Genomic DNA, 14,488 nt, shown 5'->3' on the forward strand with positions numbered 1-14,488 from the left:
CCTTAGGATGCCGGTCATGTCACTCCCGCACGCGATCCTCACCGCCCTGCTCGAAAAGCCGTCCTCGGGGCTGGAGCTGACCCGACGGTTCGACCGGTCCATCGGCTACTTCTGGTCGGCGACGCACCAGCAGATCTACCGGGAGCTGGGGAAGCTGGAGGAGGCTGGGCTGATCCGGGCCCTGCACCCTGCCCAGCCGGCCAGGGGCAGGCGCAAGGAGTACGAGGTGCTCCCCGCCGGCCGTGCGGAACTGGCCGACTGGGTGGGCAGGGCTGAGGACCCCAAGCCCATCCGGGACGCCCTGCTGCTGCGGTTGCGCGCGGCCGCGGTCGTGGGCACGGAGGGGCTGGAGACGGAGCTGCGCCGCCATCTCGGCCTCCACCGGCGGCAGCTGACGGAGTACGAGGACATCGAGAAGCGCCACTTCCCGCCGGAGCGGGACGCGGCCGAGGACCGGCTCAGGCACGTGGTGCTGCGCGGCGGCATCGAGCTGGAGCGGTTCTGGATCGGCTGGCTCACGGAGGCGCTGGGGGAGCTGGAGAGGCTTCCCCCGGCGCCTCGATAGCCGGCGGGCGTCGGGACGGGCGGGGAGGGGGGCGGAGGCGTACCGGGTGGTGGGCGCCTGGACGGATGGGCCCGCGTGCAGGGCCGGGGCGGGCGTGCGCGGTGGAGCGGGCCGAGTGCGCGCGCGGCGGAAGAGGCCGTCGCGGACACCCCGGTATGCGTCACGGACCCGCTCCCCCGGGAATCGTCACCCGCCGAGAAATATCTGTTCCCGTGAAGTGAGAATGTGAGAAGCCGCGCGGCCAGATTTTCTCCCCGCACAGCGGGCCGCACATTTCGGCCGCCCGCACCGGACGCCCCGACGTGCTACTGTCGATATCAGCTGCAGTTGTGGTTCCCAGACTTCAAGTGCGCTTCGGCCGGCTCTTTGCCGCTGGAAGCGCCTTTGCATTTCCGGTCATTTCCGGCGGGTTAATCATCGCGGCGACAGGGTGTCCGCACGGTGCGGATCCCGGTGTCCCCCAAAGGAGATCGACATGGCTACTGGAACCGTGAAGTGGTTCAACGCTGAAAAGGGCTTCGGCTTCATCGAGCAGGACGGCGGCGGCGCCGACGTGTTCGCCCACTACTCGAACATCGCCGCTCAGGGATTCCGTGAGCTGCTCGAAGGCCAGAAGGTCAGCTTCGACATCGCGCAGGGTCAGAAGGGCCCGACGGCAGAGAACATCGTTCCCGCCTGAGACTGACGCGTACGACGTAGCTGGGGCCCGCATCCTCCGGGGTGCGGGCCCCAGCTGCACGCATTCCACCTGACGGTTGCCGCCCCGCGGGTCACATTTCAGCGCCGCGTGCACCTTCCGCCGCGGACGCCCCTCGGGACTGCCGGGCGGAAGTCGACGTCCCGGACCGTCACGATTCACCATCTCGTCATCCGTTCGGGCGCCGGTACTCCTGCGCGAATTTCCGCAGGCCCAGCCCATTCCGCATTCGCTTGCGTTCGGTCCGTTCCGGTGATTCCACGTGCCGTTCATCCGCTCCGGGAATTTCCTGCCGTGCGCCGCATCGAAAGGCTCCGTATGACCCCACTTTCACGAACCGACCACCGCTCCTCCCGCAAGCGTGACCGCACTCCCGGCTCCGCCGGCGGCAGCCGCACCGGCGCGCCGCGCCGCTCGGGCGGACACACCCGCCGTCCCGCCGCGGCCCAGGGCGAGTTCGCACTCCCCCGGACGATCACCCCTGCGCTGCCCGCCGCCGAGTCGTTCGCCGATCTCGAGATGCCCAGGCAGCTGCTCGCGGCGCTCGTGGCGGAGGGCGTGACCGTACCGTTCCCGATCCAGGGCGCGACCCTGCCGAACACCCTCGCCGGGCGAGACGCCCTGGGCCGCGGTCGCACGGGCTCAGGCAAGACACTCGCCTTCGGGCTCGCGCTGCTGGCCCGTACCGCCGGCCGGCGCGCCGAGCCCCTGCAGCCGCTCGCCCTGGTCCTCGTCCCCACTCGCGAGTTGGCGCAGCAGGTGACCGACGCGCTCGCGCCGTACGCACGGTCGCTGAGCCTACGGCTGACCACGGTCGTGGGCGGTGTGTCGATCGGCAGGCAGGCACGCGCGCTGCGAAGCGGTGCCGAGGTCGTCGTCGCGACGCCGGGCAGGCTGAAGGACCTCATCGACCGCGGCGACTGCCGGCTGGACCAGGTGGCCGTCACCGTGCTGGACGAGGCCGACCAGATGGCGGACATGGGTTTCCTGCCCCAGGTCACCGCGCTGCTCGACCAGGTGCGTCCCGGGGGGCAACGGATGCTGTTCTCGGCCACCCTGGACCGCAACGTCGACCTGCTCGTCCGCCGCTATCTGAACGACCCCGTCGTGCACTCGGTGGACCCCTCGGCCGGCGCGGTCACCACGATGGAACACCACGTACTCCAGGTCCGCGGCACCGACAAGCACGCCGCCACCACGGAGATCGCCGCGCGGGACGGCCGTGTGATCATGTTCCTGGACACCAAGCACGCCGTCGACCGGCTCACCCGGGACCTGCTGGGCAGTGGCGTACGGGCCGCCGCGCTGCACGGCGGCAAGTCGCAGCCCCAGCGGACCCGTACACTGGCGCGTTTCAGGACCGGGCACGTCACCGTCCTGGTCGCCACGAATGTCGCCGCTCGCGGCATCCACGTCGACGACCTCGATCTCGTCGTCAACGTCGACCCGCCGACCGACCCCAAGGACTACCTGCACCGCGGTGGCCGTACCGCCCGTGCGGGGCGGTCCGGCAGCGTCGTCACCCTCGTCACGCCGAACCAGCGCGGTGGCATGCTGCGCCTCATGTCGCATGCGGGCATCAGCCCGCGCATCACGGAAGTCCGCTCCGGCGAGGCCGAACTGCACCGCATCACCGGCGCGCAGGCTCCCTCGGGCACCCCCGTCGTGATCACCGCCCCGGCGTCCGAGCGCCCCGAGCGCGACACCGCCTCCCGCGGCCGGCGCAACCGGCCCATGCGCGCGACGCGCCGTACCACCCGTCGGCGGTCCACCGCCGACGCGGCCGCGTAGGCCCATCGTTCGCAAGGCCGTTGTTCCCCCATCACTGCAGGAGGCATTTGTGACACCGATTCACGCGCAGGCCCGCCCCACGGGGACCACATCGGCGAGCCTGGCAGTGGCCGGGGCGGCGGACGAGGCCGCACCGCAGGTCTGGGGCGGGATGACGGTCGAGGTGGCCCTCTCGGTCATGGCCAGCGCTCGCGTCGGCCACCTGCTCCTCTGCGACGACGACGGCCGGTGCACCACCCTCATCACCTCGGCGCAGCTCGCCACCGTCCGCGGCAGCGCCGCGTACACCGATCGGGTGCGCCTGGGCGACGTCCTCGGCGACCACGGAGCGTTCTCCCCGGCCGTGGCCCCGTCGGCCGAGCAGGCGCACCGCACCGTTCTGTTCGCAGCGCCGCACACGCCCGGCGAGCCGGGCACCTCCGCGGTCCCGCTGCACTGAAGCGCCGCCCTCGCCACTCCACCTCTCCGCGCCACCCGCTGCTCCCCTCCCCCTGTGAGGCCACATGCGCTGTGTCATCGCCCGCTTCCCGTTCGAACTGACGAAGGGCGTCGTACTGGAAAAGATGAAGGGGGTGCGCCCCGAACCCGTCACCGGAGTGTCCGTGGTCATCGGGCGCCGCCGGTACCCCGTCATGCAGGCGGGTGCGGTCATCACCCGTCAGGACCGCCGTGACTTCACTCCGGGCGAAGTCATCCGGGCCCTCACCCTGCTCGGATTCGTCTGCCGGCCCGGCCCGTCGGCCGCCCCCGCCGACCTCGTCGGGCTTTTCCCACAGGTGTCCGACCTGCTCGGCGGCCCCGCGGCCTGACCGCCGGGCCGGCGCGAGCCGTACGACGGGAAGTCGGCCCGACCGGAGCGTGTTCGGCCGGGTCCCGTGGTGCGCCCGCCGCTCTCCCACCGCCGCGGCGGCTCGGTGGCCGGAGCAGCCGGGTCTGCCCGCTCCCCTGTTGCCGACGTCCTCGATGCAGACGCAACGGCACGGCACGGGCCGCCGCGGGCCCGCTGCCGGGGGGAACCGGCCCGTGCCTGCCCACGATGCGCCGGTGCCGCGGCACGGCGCCGGTGCCGCCGGTGCCGCGGCCGGATACGGCCGTGCCCGGCGCCCGTACCGGCGTCGTGGTCCGCGGTGGTACTAGGGTCGTCGGTGGTGCGGTTCGGCGCCGTGGGCCCGGAGGTGCGGTTCGGCGCCGGGCTCCTCCACGTGTTCCCCGGAGAGGTGAGATGACAGCGGACGACTCGGTCGGCCGTCTCGAGGACGACGACTATCCCGCCTACACGATGGGGCGGGCGGCGGAGATGCTCGGCACCACCCCCGGCTTCCTCCGCGCCATCGGCGAGGCACGGCTGATCACCCCCCTGCGCTCCGAGGGCGGTCACCGGCGCTATTCCCGATACCAGCTGCGCATCGCGGCTCGCGCCCGGGAACTCGTCGACCAGGGGACCCCCATCGAGGCCGCCTGCCGCATCATCATCCTCGAGGACCAGCTCGAGGAGGCCCTGCGGATCAACGCCGAATACCGTCGGGCTGCAGGCGAGCCGCACCCGCCGACGTCGACCTGAGGTGGCTCCGCCCACCGGAGTGGGCTCACTCCGCGTGCCGGTTGCCCGCGTCGGGCCCTGCCTCGCGTCGGCGAGACGGCCCCTGGCCCGTCGGCATCGCGTTCCGGGCCCGGTGGGTCTTCACGCGGGAACCGGGGCGCAGCGCCATGAGGCTCCATCCCGTTGCCGCCGACAGGGCGATCGCCGCCATCAGGGCAAGTGGCAGCCACTCGGGACGCCAGCCGAGCGACAGCCGGGTCCCCAGCCAGACGACGCCGACGGCGATCGTCTCCGGTGCGTGGACGGGCACGCGGGCGGCCGCGGCCCGCAGCACGGAGGCCGCCACCAGACCGATCGCGGTCCAGGCGGCCAGGTAGGGCAGCAGACGGCCGGGGGCGACACTGGGCAGGCCGTACTCCTCGGGGCCGATGCGGAACAGGCCGGACCACCAGCCGAGTGCCACACCGGCGGCGGTGACGGCCACCACCCACACGGCATGGCGCCAGAGCGGCCCGGGCCTGACCTCCTCGTCCGCGTCGTCGAAGTCGTCGTACGGGGCGGGGCCGAAGTCGTCGATCACGGCCGTGAGGACGCCGCCGGGGGGTCCGGGGTTGCCGGGCCGGCGGGCCGTTCCGGCGTCTTCGGGGTCGCCGGGCCGTCGGACCCGTCCGGGGCGCCCGGAGCCGACCCGCTGCCCGAGGGCCGATCCGGGCCGTCGGACCGGTCCGGGGCGCCCGGGGCCGGCCCCCGGGAGGGCCGATCCGGGCCGGGTGACGCGGCCTTGCGCCAGGCCGATTCCCGTAGCAGTCGAAGGCCGTTGAGACCGACCAGGACGGTGGAGCCCTCGTGGCCCGCGACGCCCAGGGGCAGCGGGAGCCGGCCGGCGAGGTCCCAGACGACCAGCACCGCGATGCAGACACCGGCGATGACGAGGTTCTGCACGACGAGGCGGCGGGCGCGGCGGGACAGCGCCAAGACGGCGGGGACGGTGGTGAGTTCGTCGCGGACGACCACGGCGTCGGCCGTCTCCAGCGCGAGGTCGGACCCCGACCGGCCCATCGCCATCGAGGAGTGCGCCGCGGCCAGTGCCGGCGCGTCGTTGACGCCGTCGCCCACGACGAGCACACGCTCGCCCGCCCGTTCCCAGGCCCGCACCGCGGCCGCCTTGTCCTCGGGCAGGAGTCCGGCACGCAGTTCGGTGATGCCGCTCTCGTCGGCGATGTGCCGTGCGGCCGGTTCGTTGTCGCCGGTCAGCAGCACCGGCGTGGTGCCGGTGAGCCGACGGAGAGCGGCGACGGCCTCGGGGGCGCCGGCCCGCAGCCGGTCGGCGACGGCGAGGACGCCGGCCGGTTCTCCGTCGACGAGGACGACGACGGCCGTGTGCCCGTTCCGTTCGGCCTCGTCGACCGCCGGGCACCCGCCGCTGAGCAGCGCCGCGGGGCTGCCGACGCGGACCTCGCGGCCGCGCACGACCGCGCGCACCCCGCGGCCCGGTTCGGACGCGAACTCCTCGGCGGGGGCGGGTTCCAGGCCCCTTTCCCGGGCCGCGGCGACCACGGCCCGGGCGAGCGGATGCTCGCTGGGATGCTCGGCCGCGGCGGCCAGCGCGAGCGCCTCGGCCGCGGCGAGGGAGAGTCCGTGCACCTCCGTCACCCGCGGCGCGCCCTCGGTGAGCGTGCCGGTCTTGTCGAGCGCGACCCGGTTCACCTCGCCGAGCCGCTCCATGACCACGGCGGACTTGACGAGGACACCGTGGCGACCCGCGTTGGCGATGGCGGAGAGGAGCGGGGGCATCGTGGCGAGGACGACCGCACACGGCGACGCCACGATCATGAAGGTCATGGCGCGCAGCAGCGTCTCCGTGAAGTCCGCGCCGAGCGCGAGGGGTACGGCGAGCAGCGCGAGCGTGGCGGCGACGACGCCGACCGAGTAGCGCTGCTCGATCTTCTCGATGAACAGCTGCGTGGGTGCCTTCGTCGCCCCCGCCTCCTCGACCATGGCGACGATCCGCGCGATGACCGAGCCGGCGGCGTCGGCCTCGACCCGGACGCGCAGCGCGCCGGTGCCGTTGAGCGTGCCGGCGAAGACCTGATCCCCCGGTGCCTTGGCCACGGGCAGCGGTTCACCCGTGATGGTGGCCTGGTCGACGTCGCTCGCCCCGTGCAGCACGCTGCCGTCCGCGGGAAGCCGCTCCCCGGGCCGCACGAGGACGGTGTCACCGACGGCCAGTTCGGTGACGTCGACGGTCTCCTCGGCGTCCACGGCCTCGCCGCCACCACCCGTGAGCCGTACGGCCCGCGCGGGCGCCAGGTCGAGGAGTCCGCGCACGGAGTCCGCGGTGCGCCGTGTCGCCACGGCCTCCAGCGCTCCGGACACCGCGAAGATCACGACGAGGAGCCCGCCGTCGAGGTACTGCCCGACGGCCGCGGCGCCGATCGCGGCCACCACCATCAGCAGGTCCACGTCGAGGGTCCTCTCGCGCAGCGCACGGAGTCCCGCCCAGCCGGGCTCCCAGCCGCCCGCCGCGTAGCAGAGCGCGTACAGCGGGCCCCAGGTCCACGCGGGCGCCCCGGCCAGATCGAGCGGGAACGCGCACAGGAACGCGACGGCGGAGAGGGCCGCCCAGCGCACCTCGGGCAGGTCCGGCAGCCGCGCGGCGCGGTTCGCCGGGCGCGGGAGTGGTGCGGAGGGCGGGGTGGAGGACCGCGTGTCGAGGGCCGGGGAAGGCATCGGGGCGCACACCTCTTCGTCTCGTGGCCGGCTCGGGCCGTACGGGGCCGTGTCGTGCGTCGTCCCGCGGGCGCGCACGGTCGCCCCGGCCGTGCGGGGGCACGCGGCCCCCTGCGCGGCGGAGCGACCCCCTCACGATAGCGGAACACATGAAGAGGTCTTCATTCATGCCTACGGACCGTCCGGTTACGATGTGCCCCATGGGACATGGAGCCGACGGCCGGGCCACCCCGGCGGCCAATCTGGACGCGGACTCCGCCGCCACCATCGCCGCCACCCTCCAGGCGCTGGCGACCCCTTCCCGTCTGATGATCCTCACGCGGCTCAGGCAGGGCCCCTGCGGAGTCACCGAACTGGCCGAGGCGGTGGCGATGGAGCAGTCAGCCGTCTCCCACCAGTTGCGACTGCTCCGCGCGCTGGGCCTCGTCACCGGCACACGACAGGGTCGCCGGATCGAGTACAGCCTCCACGACAACCACGTCGCCCAACTCCTGGACGAAGCCGTCTACCACATCGAGCACCTGCGGCTCGGCGCCCGTGATCTCCCCGTCCCCGCCGGGGATACTGGTCAGCCGTAGACGACTCGCTGACCACGAGGGGCGGCCATGGTGAACCACGTGCGGGACAAAGGCAGTTGGGGCCGGCGAGGCGACGGGCGCCACGCCGTCGTCATCGGGGGCAGCCTCGCGGGACTGCTCGCGGCGCACGTCCTCGCCGGGCACGCCGACCGGGTGACCGTCGTGGAGCGCGACCGCGTCCCCGACGGCCCGCAGCCGCGCCCGGGCGTCCCGCACAGCAGGCACGCCCATGTGCTGCTGGAGAGCGGGCAGCGGGCGCTGGACTCCCTTCTGCCCGGATTCATGGCCGAGTTGCGGGCGGCCGGAGCACCCCGCGTGGGCATGCCCGAGGACATGGTGGCGTGGAGCGGCACCTGGTTCCGGCGCACCGCCCCGACGACACACATCCACACCGGCTCCCGCGCCCAACTGGAGCACCTGGTGCGCGAGCGGGTGCTGGCCAACCCGGTGATCACGACCGTCGGGTCCACGGAGGTCGTCGGGCTGGCCGGCGACGCCGGCCGGGTCCGGGGTGTCCGGCTGCGGGAGCGCGGCGGCGCCGACGGCACCGCGGACGGCGCCTCGGCGCGGCAGTCCCGCACACTCGCGGCCGACCTGGTCGTGGACGCCTCCGGGCGGAGTTCACGGGCCCCGCGGTGGCTGGCCGCCATCGGGGCAGAGCCGCCCCACGAGGAGACCATCGACACCGGCCAGGCGTACGCCTCGCGCATCTACCGCAACACCAGCGCCCATCTGGGCACGGAGGCGCTGGCGTACTGGTTCTACCCGAACCCTTCCCAGACGTACGCGGGCGGCGTGCTGCCCCTGGAGGACGGCAGCCACCTCGTGGCGTTCGCGGGCCTCCGCGGCCAGGAACCGCCCACGGACGACGCCGGGTTCACCGCTTTCGCGGCCCGCCTCCCCCACCCGTTCCTCCACGAGTGGCTGCGGACCGCCGAGCCGCAGACCCCGGCGTACGGCTTCCGGTCGACGGCCAACGTGCGCCGCCGGTACGACCGCCAGGGCCGGCGTCCCGCCGGGTTCCTCGCCACCGGCGACGCGCTGTGCACCTTCAACCCGATCTACGGACAGGGCATGTCGGTCGCCGCGATGAGCGCCGTGGCGCTGCGCGACGCGCTCGCCGACCCCCGCCGCACGCCGACGACCCGACGTGTCCAACGCGCCCTCTTCGACGCCTCGCGCCAGGCCTGGGACATCTCCGCGGGCGCCGACCGGGCCATGCCCGGCGCGGTGGGGAACGCCGTCGCCTCACGGGCCGTGGACCGCCCGGTCGGCTGGTACCTGGACCGCGTCCAGCAGCGGTACGTGGGCGATCCGGTGCTCGTGGGCCCGGTGTTCCGTTCGGTGCTGACGCTCACCACGCCCCTGAGTGCCCTGTTCGCTCCGAGGATGGCCCGCGCGGTGCTGTTCGGCCCCGTCACGCGGACGCCCGCGGCGCCGCCGATGCGGGCGGAGACGGCGGACGGCTGAGCGACCGGGGCCCTTCGAGGCCCGGTGGGGCGCTGCGGCCACGTCGAAGCCCGACCCCGATCGGCGCGCGGCAGCTCTCCTGGTCGACATGGAGCGGCTGCGGGAGTTGCTGAACGTCGACCGGTGGCTGCTGTACGGCGGGTCCTGGGGATCGTCGCTGTTGCTCGCCTACGCCCAGCGGCATCCGGAGCGGGTGTCCGAGATCGTCGTCAACGGGGTGACGACGACCCGCCGTTCGGAGATCGACTGGCTCTACCGCGGCGTGGCGCGGTTCTTCCCCGAGGAATGGGAACGCTTCATGGCCGGCGTCCCCGAGGCCGGACGGGACGGCGACGCGGTCGCCGCTTACGCCCGCAGGATGAACGACCCGGACCCGATGGTACGGGCGAAGGCCGCGGACGACTGGTGTGCCTGGGAGGACGCCGTCGTCTCATGCGAGCCCAACGGCCCGTCGGGCGTCTACTCCGGCCGCGCCCCTGCGGCCCGGATCGCCCTGGTCCGGATCGCCTCGCACTATTTCGCGCACGGGGCGTGGCTGGAGGAGGGCGCGCTGCTGCGGAACGCGGCGCGGCTCACCGGCATCCCCGGGGTGCTGGTGCACGGCCGACTCGATCTCTCCAGTCCTCCGGACACCGCGTGGGAGCTGTGCCGGGCGTGGCCGGACGCACGACTGGTGACGGTCGGCGACGCGGGACACCTGGGCAGCGACGCGGCGGACGCCGAGGTGCTGGCCGCGCTCGACCGCTTCGCCGGCCGCCCCTGAGGGTCCTGCGACGGCGGCGCTCGACCGCCGGTCCGCACGATCGGACGCCGCACCTCGCCGCGGGAGGTCGCCGCGGGACGTCTCCCGCTCACCACCGCGCCACGCACCGCCGTCGCCGGTGACGTCCCGGACCGCCCCTGCCGCGCGAGCCGTGCCGCACGGCGGCCGGGGGCGTGGACCGTCCCGCGCGACTCGCGCCGGACAACTCCCGTGGCGAAGGCCCGTAGGCCCACCCTCACGCCCGTGAGCCCGGCGCGCGGGAGGGATGCCGGCGCTACGCGCCGCCGCCCGTCGCCGCCCCCACCGCGTCGGCGACGCGGTCGAAGAAGCGCGCGTGTGCGCCGTCGCTGCACGGCGCCTCGGGGTTCCACGCGACGACCTGGGCGCCGGACGCCGCCTCGCGCCAGGCGGGGTTGCCGTCCAGGGCGTCCAGGGGGTACGCGTTGGCGCGCGCGTCGACGAGGAGGACGCCCGCGGAGAGTTCCGCGACGTGCGACCAGTCGGCGGTGAACCAGTTGGTGCCGGGACCTCCCTGCGGGGACACCAGGTCGAGGCCGAAGGCCCTGAGTTCCCTGAGGTCGGGCCAGGACTGCGGCTTGGCCAGGTAGGTGCTCTCGGCCGAGGCCGGTGACAGGGCCAGCAGGGCCGGGCGGGGGGCGCCGTCGTGTGCGAGGGTCCGGAGCCGGGCCGTGGCGCGGGCGAGGGCTATGGCACCCGCCGTGTCCTGGGCGGCGCCCAGGGCTCGGGCCAGGGCGGCGAACCGGGCGCGCACGTCGCCGAGCGACCGGCCCTGTCCGACGTCGAGCACGACCAGCGGCACCCGTTCCTCGACGTGCTTCGCCGTGTCCGGGTCGAGCCCGTAGACCTGCCCGCCACCGTAGGTGACGGCGACGACCAGGTCGGGGTCGTCGCGGAGCAGCACGTGGGCGTCGAGCGCGGTGCCCGAGCCGAGATAGCCGAGGCCGTCGAGCGGCAGGGACCCGGCTTTGACCGGGTCGGGCCCGTCGCCGTCGTGGTTCGAGCCGAAGAGTCCGGCCGGGCGTATGCCGTGCTCCCAGAGGGTGGCTCCGGCCTGGATGTAGGTGACGACCCGTTCGGGCCGCCGGTCGTACGTGGCCAGATGGCCCCGGTCGTCGAGGAATTGCCAGTCGGTCTGCCTGTCCATGATCGAGTGCTCCTGCCCCTCGCCTGCGACGCGCTGCCCCTCTTCCTGCCCACGGATCGCGCACGACGAACAGCCGGTCAGGGACACGTGGTGCGGGGTCCCGGACCGGCCGCCGGAGGGTCCGGGACCGGGGGCAGGAGCGAGGAGGCGGCGGTGCGGAGGCCGGGCCGCCGGGTCAGACGATGCCCTCGGCGATCTCCGCCTGTTCGCGCGCGTTGCCGTACGCGGCAGGGGTGCTGTACGAGCGCCGCGCGACGTACCACCACACGCTGGCCAGGACGAGGACGACGGCCAGGGCGATGGAGGCGTAGTTCATGGAGTTGACGGTGAGCGGCGAGGACTGCGGCAGGCAGAACAGCACTGTCACGAAGGCGACCCAGGACACGGCGGTCCAGCCGATCGGCTTGCTCCAGCGGCCGAGTTGCCAGGGCCCCGGCTGGAACCGCTTCCCCGCCCGCAGACGCAGATAGACGGGGATCGCGTACGCGGGGGTGATGCCGATGACGTTGATGGCGGTGACCGCTCCGTACGCCGTGGCGGAGTACAGCGACGGCAGCGCCAGCAGCGCGGCGACGGAGACGGAGAGCCACACGGCGGGAACGGGCGTCTGGGTACGGCTGCTGACCCTCCGCCACAGGGACGAGCCCGGCAGGGCGTTGTCGCGGCTGAAGGCGAACACCATCCGGCTGGCGGCGGCCACCTCGGCGTTGCCGCAGAACAACTGGGCGACGATCACGACGAGGAGCAGCGCGGAGGCGCCTGCCGTGCCGAGGGCGTCCAGCAGGATCTGGGCGGGCGGCACCCCCGTCGCGCTCTGCTGGGTGCCGGCGTAGTCCTGGATGGCGAAGGTCAGTCCGGCGAGGAGCACGAATCCCGCGAGCCACGAGACCCAGATGGCCCGGACGATCCCGCGCGCCGCGGTCACCGAGGCGTTGGACGTCTCCTCGGACAGATGGGCGGACGCGTCGTAGCCGGAGAACGTGTACTGGGCGAGCAGCAGTCCGATCGCCGCCACGTAGAACGGGTTGGCCCAGCCGGTGTCGTTGACGAACTCGGTGAACACGAAGGACGGGGACTGGTGGTGGTCGGGCACGATCGCGAGGGCGCCCACGATCACGGCGACCCCGGCGAGGTGCCACCAGACGCTGATCGAGTTGAGGACGCTGACGAGGCGGACGCCGAAGAGATTGAGCGTGGCGTGCAGCAGCAGGATGCAGAGGAAGATGAGGAACGTCGAGCCCGGCGTGGGTGCGAAACCGAACCGCAGATTGAGGAACGCGCCGGTGAACAGGGCTGCGCCGTAGTCGATGCCCGCGATGGCGCCCAGCAGCCCGAGCAGGTTGAGCCAGCCGGTGTACCAGCCCCAGCGGCGGCCGCCGAGCCTGTCGGCCATGTAGTACAGCGCTCCCGAGGTGGGGTAGGCGCTGGTGACCTCCGCGAGGGCGAGGCCGACGCAGAGGACGAACAGGCCGACACCCGCCCAGCCCCACATCATGACCGCCGGACCGCCGGTGCTCAGCCCGAAGCCGTACAGGGTCATGCAGCCGGACAGGATGGATATGACGGAGAAGCTGATGGCGAAGTTGCCGAAGCCTCCCATCCGGCGGGCGAGGACCGGCTGGTAGCCGAGTTCGCGCAGTCGTTGTTCCTCGTCCCTGGGCGGGGCCTGGTCCTGGGCGGACCATGCGGTGCGGGACATGAAGGGACCTCCGGGGAAGAGAGTGGACACGTCGGGGACAGGCGAGGGACGGGCGGAGCCGCGGGCCGGGTGCGTCATGGTCCGGAGAGGGGTCGGAGACGGTCCGCCGCAGGCGACGGACGGGGGACGCGGCCGTGCCGGTCGGCGCCGGTCAGTCGCCGGGGGCGTCGCGGGCCGCCGCGAGGCAGCGGCCGCGTGCTCTCAGGTACAGCTCCTCGGTGAGCACCGGGTCGCCCGGGTCCTCGGTGCGCAACGACCACGGCAGCGCGGTGTAGTAGGGCCCGAGGGCACGGAAGACGCGACCGGCCTCCTCGAAGTGCAGGGCGCCCCACAGCGCGTGGGCGAGGTGGCCGAGGTCGAGCAGCGAGCTGGTCGCGGGCTCGGCGTGGTCGAACCAGCCGTGCAGGGCCCGCACCGAGTCGCGGATGGCGTCCTCGGCGACCCAGTGGAGGTCGAGTGCGCGTCGGTGGCCCTGCTCCCTGCGGTAGCGCTCGACCCGGGCGTACAGCGGCAGGGCGTGCAGCGGGGAGCCCGGGGCCGCGGTGGACGCGGCCCACTGCACGAAGTTCACGGCCTCCGACAGTGCTCCGGCCCGGCGGGTGCAGAGGAACTGCAGCATCCGGTGGTACGCCTCGCGGTTGCCGGGGTCGCGCTTGTCGGCCTCGGCCAGCAGGCCCCAGGGGCCCGGCGGCAGCATCGGGCCGGGCGGGGCCATCCGGTGCTCCTCCATGTGCTGCCGCTCGTCGAGCTGGGCGAGGGCGAGCAGGCAGACCCAGGGAACGGGGTCGTCGGGTGCCGTACGGGCGGCGGCGCCGCAGGCGTCCCACGCCTCGTGCCACAGGTCGCGGGTGCGGGGGTGGCCCTCCCGGTGTGCGCGGACGGCCCGTTCGACCGCGACCCTCGCGTGCATCACGGCCGCGGCGACGCTGTGCGGCTCCTCCGCCCGCCAGGCGCGGACCACGTCGGTGCCGGCCGCGACCGCCGCGAGGACCTGTGTGCGCTGGGTCCACAGGAACGCGTCACGGGTTTCCGCGAGGAGGTCCCGCATCGCCACCCAGCGCCCGGTCCGCAGGTCCTCGATCGCCACGCGCAGGGCGTCGTCGTGGCCCGCGGGGTGGTAGACGGGGCGGAAGTGGTCATCGGCCATCACCCCTCCCCGGCACGGTCGGCCGTCGCCTTGGTGCGGCTGCGTTCGGTGCGTAATCGGGGGTCGGCGTGCGTCGTCATGGGTCCTCCAGGACGGTGGGGGCGTTGACGGCGGGGCGACCGCCGGGGCGTCCTGCTGTTGATCGACGATCAGTGTAGGTGTGGTGGCGCTCCGTGGGACACATTTTCGGATCTTGCACAACTATTCGCGCCCACAAGAGAACTGACGACTCATCAGATGCACTTCCGGTGCGGCTTGCGGGCCTTGACGAAGACCGCGGGCCGGGCCAGGCTGGCTGTCGGTGATCACGCCGCCACTACCTGTGCCGGTGCCGTTCGCCGGA

At 73.6% G+C, this 14,488-nt stretch carries 14 protein-coding genes; 9 read left to right on the forward strand and 5 right to left on the reverse strand.

The window, feature by feature from the left end; all coding sequences use genetic code 11:
- The first annotated feature begins 16 nt into the window (after positions 1-16).
- From QRN89_RS02645 to QRN89_RS02670, 6 genes are all read left to right on the forward strand, one after another.
- Positions 17-565 carry a PadR family transcriptional regulator gene (locus tag QRN89_RS02645; RefSeq protein WP_290347716.1) on the forward strand — a complete coding sequence of 183 codons (549 nt, stop codon included), beginning with the start codon at positions 17-19 and terminating at the stop codon, positions 563-565.
- A gap of 475 nt (positions 566-1,040) precedes the next feature.
- On the forward strand, positions 1,041-1,244 hold the full coding sequence (locus QRN89_RS02650; RefSeq protein WP_004986771.1) for a cold-shock protein: 204 nt from the start codon (positions 1,041-1,043) through the stop codon (positions 1,242-1,244).
- A 336-nt stretch (positions 1,245-1,580) separates the two neighbouring features.
- Positions 1,581-3,053 carry a DEAD/DEAH box helicase gene (locus QRN89_RS02655; RefSeq protein WP_290347717.1) on the forward strand — a complete coding sequence of 491 codons (1,473 nt, stop codon included), beginning with the start codon at positions 1,581-1,583 and terminating at the stop codon, positions 3,051-3,053.
- Between the two features lie 49 nt (positions 3,054-3,102).
- Positions 3,103-3,492, forward strand: coding sequence for a CBS domain-containing protein (locus QRN89_RS02660; protein WP_390701867.1), 390 nt, complete (start codon positions 3,103-3,105; stop codon positions 3,490-3,492).
- A 64-nt stretch (positions 3,493-3,556) separates the two neighbouring features.
- Complete coding sequence (locus QRN89_RS02665) at positions 3,557-3,862, forward strand: SCO5918 family protein (RefSeq protein WP_290347718.1); 306 nt, start codon at positions 3,557-3,559, stop codon at positions 3,860-3,862.
- A gap of 413 nt (positions 3,863-4,275) precedes the next feature.
- Positions 4,276-4,614, forward strand: coding sequence for a helix-turn-helix domain-containing protein (locus QRN89_RS02670; RefSeq protein WP_290347719.1), 339 nt, complete (start codon positions 4,276-4,278; stop codon positions 4,612-4,614).
- Between the two features lie 25 nt (positions 4,615-4,639).
- On the opposite strand, the gene QRN89_RS02675 is transcribed toward QRN89_RS02670, so the two are convergent.
- On the reverse strand, positions 4,640-5,170 hold the full coding sequence (locus QRN89_RS02675; RefSeq protein ID WP_390701925.1) for a hypothetical protein: 531 nt from the start codon (positions 5,168-5,170) through the stop codon (positions 4,640-4,642).
- Positions 5,170-7,323: a heavy metal translocating P-type ATPase gene (locus QRN89_RS02680; protein WP_290347721.1), complete on the reverse strand. Its 2,154-nt coding sequence runs from the start codon at positions 7,321-7,323 to the stop codon at positions 5,170-5,172. The genes QRN89_RS02675 and QRN89_RS02680 overlap by 1 nt, the downstream gene beginning before the upstream one ends.
- A 200-nt stretch (positions 7,324-7,523) precedes the next feature.
- Between QRN89_RS02680 and QRN89_RS02685 the strand changes: the two genes are divergently transcribed.
- The 3 genes from QRN89_RS02685 to QRN89_RS02695 are packed head-to-tail and all read left to right on the forward strand — an operon-like array spanning position 7,524 to position 10,134.
- Positions 7,524-7,901, forward strand: coding sequence for an ArsR/SmtB family transcription factor (locus QRN89_RS02685; protein WP_290347722.1), 378 nt, complete (start codon positions 7,524-7,526; stop codon positions 7,899-7,901).
- A 27-nt stretch (positions 7,902-7,928) separates the two neighbouring features.
- Positions 7,929-9,371, forward strand: coding sequence for an FAD-dependent oxidoreductase (locus QRN89_RS02690; protein ID WP_290347723.1), 1,443 nt, complete (start codon positions 7,929-7,931; stop codon positions 9,369-9,371).
- Positions 9,271-10,134 carry an alpha/beta fold hydrolase gene (locus QRN89_RS02695; protein ID WP_290347724.1) on the forward strand — a complete coding sequence of 288 codons (864 nt, stop codon included), beginning with the start codon at positions 9,271-9,273 and terminating at the stop codon, positions 10,132-10,134. The genes QRN89_RS02690 and QRN89_RS02695 overlap by 101 nt, the downstream gene beginning before the upstream one ends.
- A 274-nt stretch (positions 10,135-10,408) precedes the next feature.
- Here QRN89_RS02695 and QRN89_RS02700 read toward each other — a convergent pair whose 3' ends face one another.
- The 3 genes from QRN89_RS02700 to QRN89_RS02710 all read right to left on the reverse strand — a co-directional run bounded on the left by QRN89_RS02700 (position 10,409) and on the right by QRN89_RS02710 (position 14,145).
- Entirely contained in the window at positions 10,409-11,299 is an 891-nt protein-coding gene (locus QRN89_RS02700) for an ABC transporter substrate-binding protein (RefSeq protein ID WP_290347725.1), read from the reverse strand.
- A 175-nt stretch (positions 11,300-11,474) separates the two neighbouring features.
- On the reverse strand, positions 11,475-12,998 hold the full coding sequence (locus tag QRN89_RS02705; protein WP_290347726.1) for an amino acid permease: 1,524 nt from the start codon (positions 12,996-12,998) through the stop codon (positions 11,475-11,477).
- A 151-nt stretch (positions 12,999-13,149) separates the two neighbouring features.
- Complete coding sequence (locus QRN89_RS02710; RefSeq protein WP_290347727.1) at positions 13,150-14,145, reverse strand: hypothetical protein; 996 nt, start codon at positions 14,143-14,145, stop codon at positions 13,150-13,152.
- Positions 14,146-14,488: the final 343 nt, after the last annotated feature.

This window comes from Streptomyces sp. HUAS CB01 (assembly GCF_030406905.1).
In the GTDB taxonomy this organism is placed as follows: Bacteria; Actinomycetota; Actinomycetes; order Streptomycetales; family Streptomycetaceae; genus Streptomyces; species Streptomyces chengbuensis.

Coding starts and splice junctions, on each gene's coding strand:
- QRN89_RS02645 (WP_290347716.1), top strand. CDS start 17: ATGTCACTCCCGCACGCGATCCTCACCGCCCTGCTCGAAAAGCCGTCC.
- QRN89_RS02650 (WP_004986771.1), top strand. CDS start 1,041: ATGGCTACTGGAACCGTGAAGTGGTTCAACGCTGAAAAGGGCTTCGGC.
- QRN89_RS02655 (WP_290347717.1), top strand. CDS start 1,581: ATGACCCCACTTTCACGAACCGACCACCGCTCCTCCCGCAAGCGTGAC.
- QRN89_RS02665 (WP_290347718.1), top strand. CDS start 3,557: ATGCGCTGTGTCATCGCCCGCTTCCCGTTCGAACTGACGAAGGGCGTC.
- QRN89_RS02670 (WP_290347719.1), top strand. CDS start 4,276: ATGACAGCGGACGACTCGGTCGGCCGTCTCGAGGACGACGACTATCCC.
- QRN89_RS02680 (WP_290347721.1), bottom strand. CDS start 7,323: ATGCCTTCCCCGGCCCTCGACACGCGGTCCTCCACCCCGCCCTCCGCA.
- QRN89_RS02685 (WP_290347722.1), top strand. CDS start 7,524: ATGGGACATGGAGCCGACGGCCGGGCCACCCCGGCGGCCAATCTGGAC.
- QRN89_RS02690 (WP_290347723.1), top strand. CDS start 7,929: ATGGTGAACCACGTGCGGGACAAAGGCAGTTGGGGCCGGCGAGGCGAC.
- QRN89_RS02700 (WP_290347725.1), bottom strand. CDS start 11,299: ATGGACAGGCAGACCGACTGGCAATTCCTCGACGACCGGGGCCATCTG.
- QRN89_RS02705 (WP_290347726.1), bottom strand. CDS start 12,998: ATGTCCCGCACCGCATGGTCCGCCCAGGACCAGGCCCCGCCCAGGGAC.
- QRN89_RS02710 (WP_290347727.1), bottom strand. CDS start 14,145: ATGGCCGATGACCACTTCCGCCCCGTCTACCACCCCGCGGGCCACGAC.